At 69.7% G+C, this 17021-nt stretch carries 14 protein-coding genes; 8 read left to right on the forward strand and 6 right to left on the reverse strand.

Annotated elements, in window-relative coordinates; translation table 11 throughout:
• Positions 1-2 precede the first annotated feature (2 nt).
• Positions 3-914, reverse strand: coding sequence for a UTP--glucose-1-phosphate uridylyltransferase GalU (galU, locus tag ACZ7LU_RS34260; RefSeq protein WP_468087215.1), 912 nt, complete (start codon positions 912-914; stop codon positions 3-5).
• Positions 915-1056: 142 nt separating this feature from the next.
• Between galU and ACZ7LU_RS34265 the strand changes: the two genes are divergently transcribed.
• Positions 1057-1632, forward strand: coding sequence for a 5-formyltetrahydrofolate cyclo-ligase (locus tag ACZ7LU_RS34265; RefSeq protein ID WP_471918956.1), 576 nt, complete (start codon positions 1057-1059; stop codon positions 1630-1632).
• 90 nt (positions 1633-1722) lie between these two features.
• Here ACZ7LU_RS34265 and ACZ7LU_RS34270 read toward each other — a convergent pair whose 3' ends face one another.
• Complete coding sequence (locus ACZ7LU_RS34270) at positions 1723-4572, reverse strand: penicillin acylase family protein (protein ID WP_471918957.1); 2850 nt, start codon at positions 4570-4572, stop codon at positions 1723-1725.
• Between the two features lie 256 nt (positions 4573-4828).
• Here ACZ7LU_RS34270 and ACZ7LU_RS34275 point away from each other — a divergent pair, with 256 nt between their 5' ends.
• The 6 genes from ACZ7LU_RS34275 (at position 4829) to mscL (ending at position 10529) form a co-directional block, all read left to right on the forward strand.
• The gene (locus ACZ7LU_RS34275; protein WP_398303755.1) at positions 4829-6334 is read left to right on the forward strand and encodes a potassium/proton antiporter; all 1506 of its coding nucleotides are present in this window, start codon (positions 4829-4831) and stop codon (positions 6332-6334) included.
• A 234-nt stretch (positions 6335-6568) separates the two neighbouring features.
• The gene (locus ACZ7LU_RS34280) at positions 6569-7840 is read left to right on the forward strand and encodes an MFS transporter (RefSeq protein ID WP_468304807.1); all 1272 of its coding nucleotides are present in this window, start codon (positions 6569-6571) and stop codon (positions 7838-7840) included.
• Positions 7841-7907: 67 nt separating this feature from the next.
• The gene (locus ACZ7LU_RS34285; protein WP_471918958.1) at positions 7908-8240 is read left to right on the forward strand and encodes an FmdB family zinc ribbon protein; all 333 of its coding nucleotides are present in this window, start codon (positions 7908-7910) and stop codon (positions 8238-8240) included.
• A gap of 86 nt (positions 8241-8326) precedes the next feature.
• Positions 8327-9187: an S-methyl-5'-thioadenosine phosphorylase gene (locus tag ACZ7LU_RS34290; protein WP_471918959.1), complete on the forward strand. Its 861-nt coding sequence runs from the start codon at positions 8327-8329 to the stop codon at positions 9185-9187.
• 187 nt (positions 9188-9374) lie between these two features.
• Positions 9375-9914, forward strand: a complete 540-nt coding sequence (locus tag ACZ7LU_RS34295) for an RcpC/CpaB family pilus assembly protein (RefSeq protein WP_471918960.1) — start codon at positions 9375-9377, stop codon at positions 9912-9914.
• A 138-nt stretch (positions 9915-10052) separates the two neighbouring features.
• Positions 10053-10529 carry a large conductance mechanosensitive channel protein MscL gene (gene mscL / locus ACZ7LU_RS34300; RefSeq protein WP_471918961.1) on the forward strand — a complete coding sequence of 159 codons (477 nt, stop codon included), beginning with the start codon at positions 10053-10055 and terminating at the stop codon, positions 10527-10529.
• 76 nt (positions 10530-10605) lie between these two features.
• On the opposite strand, the gene ACZ7LU_RS34305 is transcribed toward mscL, so the two are convergent.
• The 4 genes from ACZ7LU_RS34305 to ACZ7LU_RS34320 form a co-directional block, all read right to left on the reverse strand.
• Positions 10606-10809, reverse strand: a complete 204-nt coding sequence (locus ACZ7LU_RS34305; RefSeq protein ID WP_398303347.1) for a hypothetical protein — start codon at positions 10807-10809, stop codon at positions 10606-10608.
• A gap of 37 nt (positions 10810-10846) precedes the next feature.
• Positions 10847-11617, reverse strand: coding sequence for a pyruvate formate-lyase-activating protein (gene pflA / locus ACZ7LU_RS34310; RefSeq protein WP_471117153.1), 771 nt, complete (start codon positions 11615-11617; stop codon positions 10847-10849).
• A 30-nt stretch (positions 11618-11647) separates the two neighbouring features.
• Positions 11648-13978: a formate C-acetyltransferase gene (gene pflB, locus ACZ7LU_RS34315; protein WP_471918962.1), complete on the reverse strand. Its 2331-nt coding sequence runs from the start codon at positions 13976-13978 to the stop codon at positions 11648-11650.
• Between the two features lie 63 nt (positions 13979-14041).
• The gene (locus ACZ7LU_RS34320) at positions 14042-15544 is read right to left on the reverse strand and encodes a NarK family nitrate/nitrite MFS transporter (RefSeq protein ID WP_471918963.1); all 1503 of its coding nucleotides are present in this window, start codon (positions 15542-15544) and stop codon (positions 14042-14044) included.
• Between the two features lie 241 nt (positions 15545-15785).
• Between ACZ7LU_RS34320 and ACZ7LU_RS34325 the strand changes: the two genes are divergently transcribed.
• A complete protein-coding gene (locus tag ACZ7LU_RS34325; RefSeq protein WP_468304830.1) occupies positions 15786-17015 on the forward strand; it encodes a low temperature requirement protein A in 1230 nt (409 codons plus the stop codon).
• The last annotated feature ends 6 nt before the right edge of the window (positions 17016-17021 follow it).

Genomic DNA, 17021 nt, shown 5'->3' on the forward strand with positions numbered 1-17021 from the left:
TGCTACATCTCCTCGGTGACGTAACTGCGAAGCCAGGCCTGGAAGTCCGGGCCCAGATCTTCACGTTCGCACGCGAGTCTGACAATGGCACGCAGATAGTCGCCCCGGTCACCGGTGTCATAGCGGCGGCCCTTGAAGACCACGCCGTGCACCGGGCCGCCGATCTTCTCGTCCGCGGCGAGCTGCTGGAGGGCGTCGGTGAGCTGGATCTCGCCGCCGCGGCCCGGCTCGGTCTTGCGCAGGACGTCGAAGACGGCGGGGTCCAGGACGTAGCGGCCGATGACCGCGTAGTTGCTGGGCGCGTCCGCGACGTCGGGCTTCTCGACCAGGCCGGTGACCTTGACGACGTCGCCGTCCTCGGTGGCCTCGACCGCCGCGCAGCCGTAGAGGTGGATCTGCTCGGGGGCCACCTCCATGAGGGCGATGACGCTGCCGCCGTGCCGCTCCTGCGTCTCGACCATGCGGGCGAGGAGCGGGTCGCGCGGGTCGATGAGGTCGTCGCCGAGGAGTACGGCGAACGGCTCCCGGCCGACGTGCGGTGCGGCGCACAGGACGGCGTGACCGAGCCCCTTGGGGTCGCCCTGGCGGACATAGTGCATCGTCGCGAGGTCGCTGGACTCCTGGACCTTGGCGAGGCGGGCCTCGTCGCCCTTCTTCAGGAGGGCGGACTCCAGTTCGTAGTTGCGGTCGAAGTGGTCCTCCAGGGGGCGCTTGTTGCGTCCCGTGATCATGAGGACGTCGTCGAGACCCGCGGACGCGGCCTCCTCGACCACGTACTGGATCGCCGGCTTGTCGACGACCGGCAGCATCTCCTTGGGGGTCGCCTTGGTGGCCGGCAGGAAGCGAGTGCCGAGGCCCGCCGCGGGGATGACCGCCTTGGTGATCCTGCTGTGGGGGGGGTGAGACTCAGTCATGGCGCCCACCATATCCGGTGTGTATGTGCGGAATCTGTGGGTCCAGATAATTTCTCGGCATATGCGCCGACCAGGAACGATTTGGGAGATCCCTGTGAGCCGAACCGGCGGAACCGGAGCAGACGGCCAGCCAACCAAGCGGATGTTGCGGCGAGACTTCCTCGCGGTGAGAAGCGGGTTGACTGCGGATGACGTGCGGAAGGCGGCCGCGGCTCTCGCCGAGCGAGCGCTGGAACTGCCGGAGCTCGCCGCCGCGCGGACCGTCGCGGCGTACGTCTCCGTGGGGAGCGAGCCCGGCACCCGCGCACTGCTCGACGCCCTGCACGCGCGCGGGACCCGTGTCCTGCTCCCGGCGCTGCTCCCGGACAACGACCTGGACTGGGGCGTGTACGACGGGGAGGGCTCGCTCGTCCGCGTACAACATCTGGGGAAGATCGAGCTGTTGGAGCCCTCCGGGGCGCGGCTCGGGCCCGACGCCGTCCTGGAGGCGGACGCCGTGCTGCTGCCGGGGCTCGCCGTGGACGCGCGCGGGATGCGGCTCGGGCGGGGCGGCGGATCGTACGACCGGGTCCTCGCCCGCCTGGAGCGCGCGGCCGCCGACCCCGCTCTCGTGGTGCTCCTGTACGACTCCGAAGTCGTCGCCCACCTCCCCGAAGAGGCACACGACCGGCCGGTGCACGCCGTCGTGACGCCGTCGGGGGCGCACCGCTTCCGCTGAGACCCGGACGGTCACCGAGGCCTCGGGAACGCTGAAAGGGCCCTCCACGCGTGCGTGGAGGGCCCTTTCAGGATGTGCCGTGCGCGACCGTCAGGGGCGCAGCACCAGCTTGTCGCTCGTGCTGCCCTCGACCGCCTTGTCCGTGTAGGCCCACGGCAGGAGCTCGCCCTTGGCCCACTTGTCGGTCTGGTCGGTGTAGTGGGCGTTGTACGCGTGCCCCGAAGCGCCGGTGAGGTTGATCCACTTGGACTTGTCGAGGTCCTTGAGGTTCACCACCATCCGCATCGACGGCACCCAGAGCACTCCGTAGCCGCCCGCCGCGTTCCAGCCGGTCGCGTTGACCGCGGCCTCGCCGCCGCCGAGCTTCCACGGGCCGCGGTTGAGGACGTACTGCAGCCAGCCGGGGCCTTCGGTGCCGAGCGTCTGGTTCTTCAGCGTGAGCCGGTGCAGGCGGCCCCAGCTCCAGGTGTCGATGTCCTTGCCGAGCTTGGCCGTCAGGTCCCAGCGCGCGTCCTCCAGGGCCCGCGCGAACAGCTGGTCGCGGGTCTTGGTCTCCTTGTCGGTGCGGGTCCCGGGCGACTTCCACCAGGCGTTGGTCTCGTCGTCGATGATCCTGCGGATCACTTCGTAGTAGCGGTCGCCGCCGTCCGGCTGGGCCGAGTCGGCGTCGCGCTCACCGCACTCGCGCACCTTCTTGCCCTCGTCGGCGGGGCCGGTGTTGCCGGCCGGCTCGACGCTCAGGCACTGCCCCTTGACGCGCAGCTCCTTGGGGAGCTTGTTGCCGAAGGCCAGCTTGAGGATGTTGCGCCAGACCGAGTTGAAGTACGCGGCGGCCGCCGAGTCGGCGTCCTGGGTGTAGTCCCAGCCTTCGAGCAGCTTCTGCGCCTCGCGGACGTACTTGTCCTTGACGTCGATCTTCAGCAGCTTGGGCACGAGCAGCTTGGCGATCTCGCTGCTGTTGTCCATCTGCATGAGGCGCATGTCCTCGGTGGAGATCTTGCCGCCGTTCTTGATCTTCGACTGGATGAGGTCGTCGATCCGCTGGCTGCGCGCTCCGTAGCCCCAGTCCGAGGTGAGCTTGTACGGGTACTTGTCGCTGATCACGGCCTGGTTGGCGGTGACGATGTAGCCGCGCTTGGGGTTGTACTCGTAGGGCAGCGCGTCCTGCGGGATGTAGCCGGTCCAGCGGTAGTCGCGGTCCCAGCCGGGCGCCGGGAGCGAGCCGTCGCCCTTGCCGCGGGTGGGGATCTTGCCGGGCGCCTGGTAGCCGATGTTGCCGTCGGTGTCGGCGTAGATCAGGTTCTGGGACGGCACTTCAAAAGAAGCGGCCGCCTTGCGGAACTCCGTGAAGTTCTTCGCCTTGTTGAGCTCGAAGACGGCGTCCATCGACTTGCCGGGGGTCAGCGCGGTCCAGCGCAGCGCCACTCCGTAGCCGTCGCCCCGGTCGGGGGCCGCGGTGTCGACGTGGGCCTTCTTGCCGACCTTGACCAGCTCGTCGTCGCGGTCGGAGATCAGCGGGCCGTTGTTGGTCTCGCGGACCGTGATCTTCTTCGACTTGCCGCCCGCGACCTTGATGGTCTCCTCGCGCGAGGTGAACGGCAGCACCTTGCCGTCGTACTGGTAGCCGTCCCCGGTGAACTTCTCCAGGTACAGGTCCGTGACGTCGGCGCCGAGGTTCGTCATGCCCCAGGCGATGTCCTTGTTGTGGCCGATGACCACGCCCGGCATGCCGGAGAAGGTGTAGCCCGAGACGTCGTACCCACACTTCTCGGAGACCGACCGGCAGTGCAGGCCCATCTGGTACCAGACGGAGGGCAGCTGCGGTGCCAGGTGCGGGTCGTTGGCGAGGAGGGGCTTGCCGGTGATGGTGTGCTCACCGGAGACGACCCAGGAGTTCGAGCCGATGCCGTTGCCGTTCGGGCCGAGGATGGCCGGGACCTCGTCGAGGGCTCCGGAGAGGCCGTTGAGCTGCGACTGGAGCCCGTCGGGGGCCTGGGCGCCGCCCGCGAGGCCGGTCCCGGCCGCGCCGCCGGTCCCGCCCGTGCCGGTGCCCGTACCCGTGCCTGTGCCCGTTCCGGTGCCTGCGCCGGTACCGGTTCCTGTGCCCGTACCCGTACCCGTGCCAGTGCCGGTGCCGGTCTGCGTGTCGGTGGCCGTGGCGTCGGGGTCGTACTCCTCGGTGACGCTGTTGTAGGCGCCCTCGCGGACGATCGGCTTGTTCCGCTTGTACGGGTACTTCGGGTACAGGTCCTTGATCTGCGACGGGCCGAGGCGGCTCGTCATCAGGGAGCGGTCGATCTCTTCCTGCATGTTGCCGCGCAGGTCCCAGGCCATGGCCTTCAGCCAGGCCACGGAGTCGACGGGGGTCCACTCCTGCGGCTTGTAGTCGTTCTTGAAGCCGAGCGCCGCGTACTCGACGGAGATGTCCTTGCCGTCCTTGCCGGCGAGGTAGGCGTTGACTCCCTTGGCGTACGCCTGGAGGTACTTCTTCGTCTCCGGCGAGAGCTTGGAGTCGTACTCCTTCTTCGCCACCCGGTGCCAGCCGAGCGTGCGCAGGAATTCATCGGTCTTGACCTGACTCTTCCCGAACATCTCGGAGAGCCGCCCGGAGGTCATGTGACGACGGACGTCCATCTCGTAGAAGCGGTCCTGCGCCTGGACGAAACCCTGGGCCATGAAGAGGTCGGCGTCGGAGTCGGCGTAGATCTGCGGGATTCCGTTCCCGTCACGCTTCACCTCGACGTTGCCCGAGAGGCCGTCGAGCTTGATCGTTCCCTTGGTCTGCGGGAAGGAGGCGCGCACGGTGCTGACGCTCCAGTACGCGCCGAAGCCGATGCCTCCGACGATGGCCAGGACCAGGACGATCACGACGAGTCGGGCTCGGCGCCCCTTCTTCTTGCCGGACTTATGACCGGAAGAGGCGGTGGTGTTGGAGGGCATCGCTGTCCTTGCTGTCCTTACGCGAGCGGCAGGGCGGGCTGTGCTGTCGACTGGGCGGCTCTGGGAGCGCAGGAGCAACCATAGGCGCAGGGCGTTCCGGCTCCGGACGCGGAGTCAGGAACCCGCGCCCCAAAAGATCGAATAACCATTCGAAGGCGTCAAGGAAGCGTTAACAATTAGGTAAGGTAACGAAGTACTCCTACGTAGTGCTCGGCTTCCCGTCGGAGCACTCGGCTCAGCGCGGAAGGAACGGCCCCTGACTGTCCACCACCTCAACCAGCTCCTGCTCGTCTGCTCGCTCGTCCTGCTCGTCGCCGTGGCGGCGGTCCGCATCTCGTCGCGCAGCGGGCTCCCCAGCCTGCTGCTGTACCTGGGCATCGGCGTCGCCATGGGCCAGGACGGCGTCGGCGACGTCCACTTCAACAATGCCGAACTGACGCAGGTCATCGGCTATGCCGCCCTGGTCGTGATCCTCGCCGAGGGCGGCCTCGGGACGAAGTGGAAAGAGATCCGGCCTGCGCTGCCGGCGGCGGCCGTGCTCTCGACCGTCGGCGTCGCGGTGAGCGTCGGCATCACGGCCGCGGGAGCCCACTATCTCGTCGGCCTCGAGTGGCGGCAGGCGCTGATCATCGGTGCGGTGGTCTCGTCCACGGACGCGGCAGCGGTCTTCTCGGTGCTGCGGAAGGTGCCGCTCCCTTCCCGTGTGACGGGAATCCTGGAAGCGGAGTCGGGGTTCAACGACGCCCCTGTGGTGATCCTCGTCGTGGCGTTCTCCACGGCGGGACCGGTGGACGACTGGTACGTACTGATCGGCAAGATCGCCCTGGAGCTGGCGATCGGCGCCGCGATCGGCATCGCGGTCGGCTGGCTCGGCGCCTACGGCCTGCGGCACGTGGCGCTGCCCGCCTCCGGCCTCTACCCCATCGCCGTCATGGCGATCGCGGTCACCGCGTACGCCGCGGGCGCCATGGCGCACGGCAGCGGCTTCCTGGCCGTCTACCTCGCCTCGATGGTGCTCGGCAACGCCAGGCTGCCGCACTGGCCCGCCACCCGCGGCTTCGCCGAGGGGCTCGGCTGGATCGCCCAGATCGGCATGTTCGTCCTGCTCGGCCTCCTCGTCACGCCGCACGACCTGCTCGACGACACCTGGCACGCGATCCTCATCGGCCTGGTCCTGACCGTGGTGGCACGCCCCCTGGAGGTCGTGCTCAGCCTGTTGCCGTTCCGCACGCCCTGGCAGGAGAAGGCGCTGCTGTCCTGGGCGGGCCTGCGCGGCGCCGTGCCCATCATCCTGGCCACCATCCCGATGGTGAGCGGCGTCGAGGACAGCCAGCGGATCTTCAACATCGTCTTCGTCCTGGTCGTCGTCTACACCCTCGTGCAAGGCCCCACGCTGCCCTGGCTGGCCAGGAAGCTGCGGCTCGGCGACGGCTCGGAGGCCGCCGACCTCGGCATCGAGTCCGCGCCCCTGGAGCGACTCCAGGGACACCTCCTGTCGGTGGACATCCCCAAGGGCTCACGCATGCACGGCGTCGAGGTGGGCGAGCTGCGGCTGCCCCCGGGCTCGGCGGTCACGCTGATCGTCCGCGACGGAGAATCGTTCGTGCCGCTGCCGACGACGGTGCTGCGGCGCGGCGACGAGCTCCTGGTGGTGGCGACGGACCCGGTGCGGGACGCGGCCGAGCGGCGGCTGCGCGCGGTCGGACACGGCGGAAAGCTGGCCGGCTGGCTGGGAACCGACGGAGAAAAGCACCAATCGTAGGTGGCACGGGTCTCATCGGCTGCGAATACAGGGGCCGATGGGACATTCCCCTGTACGATAAAGGCACCAGATCGAACCAACTCTGCCTGAAGCAGAGCTGGCGCGACCGTATGGCGGCCGAGGCACCCTCCGCAGTGGAGCCCGGCATCTACCGCAGTTCCGCGCAAGAGGACAGCTCTCGGCGTCGTCGCCCCACCAGGGCGACCGCTACCAGGCGGCAGAAAGGCACGGGCCGTGGCATCCACGGTCACCGAATCCCGCCCGGGTTACGGACAGCTCCTGCGCACCCCTCGCGCATGGACGTTCCTGCTCCCCGGCTTCGCGGCGCGACAGCCGTTCGCGATGCTGACCATTTCCATCGTCCTGCTGGTGCAGCACACCACCGGCTCGTACGGTGCCGCGGGCGCCGTCTCGGCCGTCACCGGCGTCTCCATGGCGCTCTTCGCCCCCTTCACCGGCAAGCTCGCCGACCGGTTCGGGCAGCGCGCCGTCCTGCTGCCGGGTGTGCTCGTCCACTCCGCGTCCGTCGTCACTCTGACGGTGCTCGCGCTCTCCGACGCCCCCCTGTGGGCGCTCTTCGTGGCCGCCGTGCCCGCGGGCGCGTCGACGCCGCAGATCGGCCCCATGGTGCGGGCCCGCTGGGGCGTCAAGCTGCAGGGCTCCCCCCTCGCCACCACCGCGGCCGCCTTCGAGTCGGTCACCGACGAGCTGACCTTCGTCCTCGGCCCGCTCCTCGCCACCGCCCTGTGCACCGGCATCTCGCCCTCCGCGGGACTCCTCACCGAGGCCGGGCTCACCCTGGTGGGCGGTCTGCTCTTCGCCGCGCAGAAGAGCACCCAGCCGCAGCCGTCCGCACACGACGACAGCCACGCGCGCGTGAAGCACGTCTCGGCGCTCCGCATCCCCGGAGTGCGGGTCCTGATCGTCACCTTCCTCGGGATCGGCGCCGTCTTCGGCGGCATGCAGGTCTCGCTGGCCGCCTTCACCGAGTCGATCGGCGAGCCCGGCCTGAACGGCGTCCTGTACGGCACGTTCGCGGCGGGCAACATGCTCTCCGGTGTCGCCTGCGGCGCCATCGCCTGGAAGATCTCGCCGCAGCGCCGGCTCCTCGTCGGGTACGCGGCACTCACTCTGATGGCCTCCGGACTGTGGGCCGCGCACTCCGTGCCGCTGCTCGCCGGTCTCGGCCTGCTGGTCGGCGTCTGCATCGCGCCCGCGCTGATCACCGGCTACACCCTGGTCGACAAGCTGGTCGCGCCGACCGCCCGCACGGAGGCCTTCACCTGGCTGACCGGCGCGGTCGCGCTCGGGCAGGCGGCGGCCGTCACGGTCGCCGGACAGCTGGAGGACCGCTTCTGGGACGGGGCCGGATTCCTGGTCCCGCTGGGCGGCACGGCACTGGCCCTCGTGGTCCTCGTGACGCTGCGCTCGCGGCTCGCCCCGAAGTCCCCGGGCCGCACCGTGGCACGTGGCGTCGGTCACCGCGTGCCGGTGTCAGTGGACTGATCCCGCGGAATACGTCACTATGGACCGTCGTTAGCACTCATCGAGTGAGAGTGCCAGGAGGAAGCAAGTGCCGACGTACCAGTACCAGTGCACCGAGTGCGGCGAGGGCCTCGAGGCGGTGCAGAAGTTCACCGATGACGCCCTGACTGTTTGCCCCAACTGCGACGGACGCCTCAAGAAGGTGTTCTCGGCGGTCGGCATCGTCTTCAAGGGCTCCGGCTTCTACCGCAACGACAGCCGCGGTTCGTCGTCGAGCAGCACCCCGGCGAACGCGTCGTCGAAGTCGGCCTCGTCCGACTCCTCGGCATCGAAGGCGGCATCGTCTACGTCGTCCTCCTCGTCCTCGGACTCCAAGTCGTCCGGCTCCTCCTCGACGTCCACGTCGAGCTCGGCCGCGTAGGACTTCCCGCAGGTTCTTCCGTGTGACCCCGCCGTCCTGCGACGGCGGGGTCGTCGGCATGTGCCGCCCCGGCTACTGTGCGGGCCATGGTGAACACGGCGAAGGCGAGCGTCCCGCGGGCCGAGATCGGCGTGATCGGCGGCTCCGGCTTCTACTCCTTCCTCGACGACGTGACCGAGACGCAGGTCGACACCCCCTACGGAGCCCCGAGCGACTCCCTCTTCCTCGGTGAGATCGCCGGGCGGCGGGTCGCCTTCCTGCCCCGGCACGGCCGCGGCCACCACCTGCCGCCGCACCGCATCAACTACCGCGCGAACCTCTGGGCGCTGCGCTCCGTCGGCGTACGGCAGGTGCTCGGGCCGTGCGCGGTCGGCGGGCTGCGCCCCGAGTACGGGCCGGGCACCCTGCTGGTGCCCGACCAGCTCGTGGACCGCACCCTGACGCGAGCGCAGACGTACTTCGACGGCGTGCCGCTGCCCGACGGAAGCGTGCCGAACGTCGTGCACGTCTCGCTCGCCGACCCGTACTGCCGCGCGGGCCGCGGGGCCGCGCTGAAGGCCGCCCGCGGCCGCGACTGGGAGCCGGTGGACGGCGGGACGCTGGTCGTGGTCGAGGGGCCGCGCTTCTCGACCCGGGCGGAATCACGCTGGTACGCGGAGCAGGGCTGGTCGGTCGTGGGCATGACCGGCCACCCCGAGGCGGCGCTCGCCCGCGAGCTGGAGCTCTGCTACACGTCGCTGACGCTGGTCACGGATCTGGACGCGGGCGCGGAGAGCGGCGAGGGCGTCTCGCACGAGGAGGTCCTGCGGGTGTTCGCGGCCAATGTGGATCGGCTGCGGGGCGTGCTGTTCGACACGGTCGCGGGGCTGCCGCAGGGCGACCGGGGGCGGGAGTGCGGGTGCGCGGGGGCGTTGGGCGGGATGGATCCGGGGATCCGGTTGCCGTAAGGGGGCTTGGGTCTGGGGATGGGGTCTGGGGCCTAGGGCGGACTGCCTGTGAAGGGCTGGAAGTCCCCCTTCGGGTGAGGGAGTTGTCCACAACCGGCGAGTAGTCCACGGGGCTCGGCGGGAATCGGCGCGGGCCTGCATCGTGGGAGCGGAAGCCCAGCTCCTCGCACCGCAGGCGGTGGTTGTCGTGACGCACGTACCCCCTCAGACCCGACCGGCGGACGGCCGCCCGGTCCCCCACTTCCCGCCCGTGCGGGTGCGCGGCGACCATCCGCGGCTGCGCCGGCTGCTGCGGCACAGACGCCGGGCGATGGCCGTGGGGCTCGCGATGACCGCCGCCGCCCTCGCGGCCACGGCACCGCGCGACGCGGCCCGCCCGCAGGAGATCGCGTCCGCCGCGGAACCGGTGGAAGCGGCGTCAGGGGCGTCATCGGCGGGGGCAGCCGTGGCGGCGCCCGTGCGGATCGCGGACGCGGAGGCGGCGCGCCTGCTGCGCCCCGGCGACCGGGTCGACGTGATCGCCGCCGACGGGCCGCCCGCGGGTGGTGCGAAGCCGCGCGTGGTGGCGGCCGGGGCGCGCGTGTCCGAGGTGCCCGAGCCGGGGGAAGGGGCAGGGGAAGGGGCTGCCGAGAGCGGTGCGTTGGTGGTGTTCTCCGTCCCGCGAGACACGGCGGCACGGCTGGCCGGAGCCGACGCGAGCACACGTCTCGCGGTGACCCTGCGATGAAGCGGAACGTTCACGATCGCACTGACAGCCTGTCAAGTAGCTCGTTCGTGCGGGACGATTGGACAGGTCCGCCATGGCCTCACGTAGGTTGCGAAGTTGTTTGTCCAGCAACCCGCACATGCAACGAAAGGCCTCGTGGTGAGCGAGAAGAAGGAACCGGGCGTCTGGGAGGGCTTCAAGGCCTTCCTGATGCGCGGCAATGTCGTCGACCTGGCGGTCGCGGTGGTCATCGGAGCCGCCTTCACGAACATCGTGAACTCGGTGGTCAAGGGTGTCATCAACCCGCTGGTCGGCGCCTTCGGGACGAAGGACCTCGATCACTACAGCTCGTGCCTGAAATCGCCGTGCAAGATGAACGGCGCGGGCGAGGTCACCAAGGGAATCCCGATCATGTGGGGTTCCGTGCTCAGCGCGGTCCTCAGCTTCGTGATCACCGCGGCCGTCGTGTACTTCCTGATGGTGCTGCCGATGGCCAAGTACCTCGCGAGGGTCGCGGCGCGGCGGGCCGAGAAGGAGGGCACGAAGGAGGTCATGGAGCTCACCGAGCTGGAGGTGCTCAAGGAGATCCGCGACGCCCTGGTGGCGCAGCGCGGCTCGGGACACCGCGAGGAGTAGCGCGCGGACCGGCGCCGGGGGGCGCGCGGGCTCAGGGGCGGTGGGCCCGGAAGTGGCGGGCTCTCAGGGGGCGGGCTCAGAGGTGGTGGGGCGGCTTCTCGTCGAGGAAGCGCGCCAGGTCGGCGGCGCTGTCGCCGCCCGTCTCGGCCCGCTCGCCCCACCCTCGGTCCGTATCGTCCGAAGACTGCTGCGACAGCGGGTCGTCGAAGACCAGCTTGTTCTTCGCCTTGGGCTTCGGCTTGTCCGGATCGCGCGGTTCGGGGGCGGGGGCGGTACTCATGCCTCCAGAGTACGTCGGCCGGGCGCGGCCGCTGGGTTCAGACGGCCTTGAGGCCCTGAGCTGCGAAGATCCCCTTCGCGGCGGCCACCTGGTCCGGCGTGGGCGAGGGGGTGCCGCGGAGCGCGAAGTCCTTGCCGAGCGCGTCCCACTTCGCCTCGCCCAGCTTGTGGAAGGGCAGGACGTCGACGCGCGAGACGTTGCCGAGCGAGGCGGCGAAGCGGGCGACGCCCTCGATGTTCGCCGGGTCGTCGGTCACTCCGGGGACGAGGACGAAGCGCACCCACGTCTCCTGGTCGAGGCCGGCCAGGCGGCGGGCGAAGTCCAGGGTGGGCCGCAGGGGGCGGCCGGTGAGATGCCGGTAGGTCTCGGGGTCCCAGGACTTGATGTCGAGCAGGACGAGGTCGACATCGCGGAGCAGGGCGTCGGTGGCCCGGCTGCCGAGGTGGCCGGACGTGTCGAGTGCGGTGTGCAGCCCCAGCTCGTGCTTGAGGCGGTGCAGGAGCTCGCCGGTGAAGACGGGCTGCAGGAGGGGTTCGCCGCCGCTGACGGTGGCTCCGCCCCCGGCCGCCGAGATGAACCGGGTGTATTTGGCGGCTTCCCCGATGACGTCGTCGGCCGTGGTCCGCTTGCCGTCGCGCATCCGCCACGTGTCGGGGTTGTGGCAGTACAGACAGGCCAGGGGACACCCCGCGAGGAACGTGACGAAGCGCGCCCCGGGCCCGTCGACGCCGGTGGACAGGTCCCAGGAGTGGACCGAGCCGGTGACGGGGCGGCGGGTGACGGTAGCCGCGGGGGTGAGGACAGCCATGGCGGTACTCCCGAACTGCTCGCGGAGGGCTCAGAGGGAGCCGTGGAAGGTGCGGTTGATGACGTCGAGCTGCTGGTCCCGGGTGAGCCTGATGAAGTTCACCGCGTATCCCGAGACCCGGATGGTCAGCTGTGGGTAGTTCTCCGGGTGCCGCATGGCGTCCTCCAGGGTGGCCTTGTCGAGCACGTTCACGTTCATGTGGAAGCCGTCGCTCGCCATGAAGCCGTCCAGGACTCCGGCGAGGTTCGCGACGCGCTCCTCGGGGGTGCGGCCGAGTGCGTCGGGGGTGATGGTGTTGGTCAGCGAGATGCCGTCCTCGGCGTCGTCGTAGGGCAGCTTGGCGACCGACATCGCCGAGGCGATGTAGCCGTGTTCGTCGCGGCCGTTCATCGGGTTGGCGCCCGGGGCGAAGGGCGTGCCGGCGCGGCGGCCGTCGGGGGTGTTGCCGGTCTTCTTGCCGTAGACGACGTTCGAGGTGATGGTCAGCACCGACTGGGTGTGCACCGCGTCGCGGTAGGTGGGGTGCTTGCGGACCTTCTCCATGAAGTCGTGCACGATGCGCCGGGCGATGTCGTCGGCACGGTCGTCGTTGTTCCCGTAGGCGGGGTAGTCGCCCTCGATCTCGTAGTCGACGGCGAGACCGGTCTCGTCGCGGATCACCCTGACCCTGGCGTGCTTGATCGCCGAGAGCGAGTCGGCGGCGACCGAGAGCCCGGCGATGCCGCACGCCATGGTGCGCAGGACGTTCTGGTCGTGCAGCGCCATCTCGATGCGTTCGTAGGCGTATTTGTCGTGCATGTAGTGGATGACGTTGAGCGCGTGGACGTAGGTCTTGGCGAGCCAGTCGAGCATCGCGTCGTACTGCCGCACGACCGTCGGGTAGTCCAGGTAGTCGCCGTCGATGGGTGTGAAGCCCTGGACGACGGTCTTGCCGGTCCTCTCGTCCCGGCCGCCGTTGATCGCGTAGAGGAGGGCCTTGGCGACGTTGACGCGGGCTCCGAAGAATTGCATCTGCTTGCCGACGGCCATCGCGGAGACGCAGCAGGCGATCGCGGTGTCGTCGCCGTACTTGGGGCGCATCAACTCGTCGGACTCGAACTGGATGGCCGAGGTGTCGATGGCGACCTGGACGGCGAAGTCCTTGAAGCCCCGGGGCAGCCGCCGCGACCAGAAGACGGTGAGGTTCGGCTCGGGGGCGGGGCCGAGGTTGTAGAGGGTCTGCAGGGCGCGGAAGGTGGTGCGCGAGACCAGGGGGCGGCCGTCCTCGCCGATGCCGGCCATCGACCAGGTGACCCAGGTCGGGTCGCCGGAGTACAGCTCGTTGTACTCGGGGGTGCGCAGGAAGCGGACGATGCGGAGCTTGATGACGAAGTCGTCGATGAGCTCTTGGGCCTCGGACTCGGTGATGCGGCCGGCCTCGATGTCGCGCTGGAGGTAGATGTCGAGGAAGGAGTCGATGCGGCCGACCGACATGGCCGCGCCGTTCTGCTCCTTCACAGCGGCGAGGTAGGCGAAGTAGAGCCACTGGACGGCCTCGCGGCCGGTGGCGGCGGGCCGCGCGATGTCGTAGCCGTACGACATGGCCATGGCCTTCAGTTCCTCGAGGGCCTTGATCTGCTCGGAGATCTCTTCGCGTCCGCGGATGACGTCCTCGGTCGCCCACTGTTCGCCGAGGGCGGCCTTGTCGGTCTCCTTCGCGGCGATGAGCCGGTCGACGCCGTAAAGGGCGACGCGGCGGTAGTCGCCGATGATGCGGCCGCGGCCGTAGGCGTCGGGCAGGCCGGTGATGATGCCGGAGGAGCGGCAGGCGCGGATCTCGGGGGTGTAGGCGTCGAAGACGCCTTCGTTGTGGGTCTTGCGCAGGTGGGTGTAGATGTCCCGGACGTCGGGGTCGGCCTGGTGGCCGTAGGCGTTGAGCGCGCTCTCGACCATGCGCCAGCCGCCGTTGGGCATGATGGCGCGCTTGAGCGGGGCGTCGGTCTGCAGGCCGACGATGAGGTCCTTGTGGTCGGCGGCCGAGCCGTCGACGTAGCCGGGCTTGAAGGCGTCGATGCGGGAGGGCGTCTTCACGTCCACGTCATGAATGCCGCGCTCGATCTCGGTGGGGAACATCGAGAGGAGCTTCTGCCAGACCTGGGTGGTGCGTTCGGTCGGTCCTGTCAGGAAGGAGCCGTCTCCTTCGTACGGGGTGTAGTTCCGCTGCACGAAGTCACGGACGTCGATGGCGTCCCGCCACGGGCCGCCTTCGAAGCCGTCCCAGGCCTCGCCTTCCCGGGCCTCGCCGTGCCGAGCCACGGCGTCCTGAGCCTCGGCGTCCCGAGCCTCGCCGTTCACTGTCGTTTCCGTGGGGGTGGCAGTCATGATCCGTACCTTTCGCACCTTCTGCTTCCGTACCGCTTCTTCACCGCGGGCTCCCCTCATGCGTCAGCTCGGCGACTCCGCTCCTTTGCGGGCGTAGAACCACCAGGCCACCGCGATGCAGCTGACGTAGAAGGCCACGAAGCCCCACATCGCGCTGGTGACCGAGAAGTTGGCGAACATCGCCGGGATGAAGAAGAAGCCGTACGCCGCGATGGCGGAGGTGAAGCCGGTGACGGCGCCGGCCTCCATCTCCGACTGCTTCAGCGCCTTCGTGTACTCGGGCGTGCCTTCGGTCAGGCCCTTCAGGTGCTGGTTGCGGAAGATCACCGGGATCTGGCGGAACGTCGAGCCGTTGCCGATGCCCGAGAAGAGGAACGCGAGCAGGAAGCAGGCGAAGAAGCCCCAGAAGTTGCCGTTGTCGCCGCCGGAGGGCAGGAAGCCGATGACGCCGATGATCGACAGGGCCATGCCGACGAACGAGATGATGGTGACCCTCGCGCCGCCCATCTTGTCGGCGATCCAGCCGCCGGCCCATCGGGCGAGCGCGCCCACGGCCGGCCCCATCCAGGCGTAGGTGGCCGCGGAGTAGGCCGCGTCGATCGGGGTGAACGTGGTGTTGATGAGCATCGGCAGGGCGGCGGCGAAGCCGATGAAGGAGCCGAACGTACCGACGTAGAGCCAGGTCATCAGCCAGTTGTGCTTGCGCCTGAAGATGATCTTCTGCTGGCTGAAGGGGGTGGAGGCGACCTTGAGGTCGTTCTGGCCGAACCATGCGACGGCGGCCAGGACCACCAGGACCGGCACCCACAGGAACGCGGCGTTCTGCAGCCAGACCGGTGTGCCGTCGGCCTTGTGCTGGGCGGAGCCGACTGCGACGACCGAGCTGGTGATGACGATGGGGGTGAGCAGCTGGACGACGGAGACGCCGAGGTTGCCGAGGCCGCCGTTGATGCCGGTCGCGTTCCCCTTGTCCTTCTTGGGGAAGAAGAAGCCGATGTTGGCGAGGGACGAGGCGAAGTTGGCGCCGCCGATGCCGCAGAGCGCCGCGATGGCGATCATCACGCCGTACGAGGTGTCGGGGTTCTGGACCGCGATGCCCAGCCAGATCAGCGGGACGACCAGGACGACGGTGGAGAGCGCGGTGAAGCGGCGCTGGCCGATCATCGGGCCGAGGAAGGTGTAGAGGATCCGGGCCGTGCCGCCCGTCAGGCCGGGGACCGCCGTCAGCCAGAACAGCTGAGAGGTGGAGAAGCCGAAGCCGACGTCCTTGAGGTTGGTCGCGGTGACCGACCACACCTGCCAGACGACGAAGGCGACGAGCAGGGCGGGGACCGCGATCCACAGGTTGCGGACGGCGACCTTCCGGCCTGTGGACCGCCAGAAGAGTTCGTTCTCCGGTTCCCAGTCGGTGATGGTCCTGCCGGGCCGGTACTGCGCGGGATCGTACGTCGTCCGGGTGGGGTCGTACGCTCTGGCGGGGTCGTACGACGTGCCCGTGGGCTCGGTCCGCGGGGGCTCGGTCCGCGTGGGCTCGGTCCGCGTGGGGTGGGCGACAGGCGGTCTCATGTTGGTTCCCGGTTCGCTCAGGGTCCCGACCTTGCTACGGGGCCTGACATCTCCACGGTCCGTCGCGCCGGCCCGCGCGGGCAGAGGCATAGGGCACCTGACGGCCGGGCGAAAGACCGGGGCCAAGGTCAGGGAGCGCGGCAGGACTTCGTACCCCGGGCGCTGCGGCGCCCGGGTGGCGCAGCCGTGCCGCCCGGCGCCGCAGCCCGGTCCGGCGTACGCGTTCTGCTGTTGTGGAGGAATGACCTCTGCTTCTGCCTCTCCCCCACCGCACACCGGCCCGCCATCCGCCGCCCCGAAGCCGCTGCGGCCGCTCCTCTCCCGCGGGCGCGACGAGGAGCACCGCGCCGCGACCCCGCTCGAGCTCTTCTTCGACCTGTGCTTCGTCGTGGCGGTCGCGCAGGCCGGTGCGGAGCTGGTGCACGCCGTCGCCGAGGGGCACGCGGGCGAGGGTGTCCTCAACTACGCGATGGTCTTCTTCGCGCTGTTCTGGGCGTGGGTCAACTTCTCGTGGTTCGCCTCGGCGTACGACAACGACGACGTGCTGTACCGCGTGGTCACGCTGGTCCAGATCGCCGGTGTGCTCGTCTTCGCCGCCGGGGTCTCCAAGGCCTTCGAGGAGCACGACTTCCTCCTGGTCTGGCTCGGCTACCTGATCATGCGCATCGCGCTCACCTCCCAGTGGCTGCGCGTGGCCAGGGCGGCGACGGGTGCCGAGCGCGGCACGGCCCTGCGGTACGCGTGCGGTGTGCTGCTCTGCCAGGTCGGCTGGTCGGGGCTGTTGTTCCTGCCGGAGGGGGCCCGGCCCTGGCTGTTCCTCGTGATGGCGGTCGCGGAGCTGTGCGTGCCGGTGATCGCGGAGCGCGCGTACACGACGGCCTGGCACCCGCACCACATCTCCGAGCGGTACGGCCTGTTCACCATCATCGTGCTCGGCGAGACCATCGCGGCGGCAACCGTCGCCGTGAAGTCGGGGATCGAGGAGAACGACGCGCTCGACGAGCTGCTGCCCATCGCCGCTGGTGGCCTCCTCATCGTCTTCGCCGCGTGGTGGATCTACTTCGTGGTGCCCATCCACGGGCGGCTGGCAGGCAACCGGCAGGCGTTCCTGTGGGGTTACGGCCATTACGTGATCCTCGGCTCGGCCGCTGCGATCGGCGCCGGGATCGAGGTGGCGGTCGAGCAGGCCGTCGGCAAGGCGCACATCTCGACGCTGGCGGCGTCCGCCGCGGTGACCGTGCCGACGGCGCTCTACCTGTTCACCGTGTGGGCGCTGCACTCCCGTTACTACAAGGTGGGGACGGCGCAGCAACTGGTGCTGCCGGTCGCCACGTTGGCGGTGCTGGCGAGTACGTTCGCGGGGCGCTGGGCGGTGCTCGTGGCCGGGCTCGTGACGGCGGCGACGGTCGCGACGGGGGTGACGCTCACGGCACGCATGGCAAGCACGGCACGCACGGCTCCGCGCGGGTGACGCCCA

Source organism: Streptomyces sp. NPDC039462 (assembly GCF_055639375.1).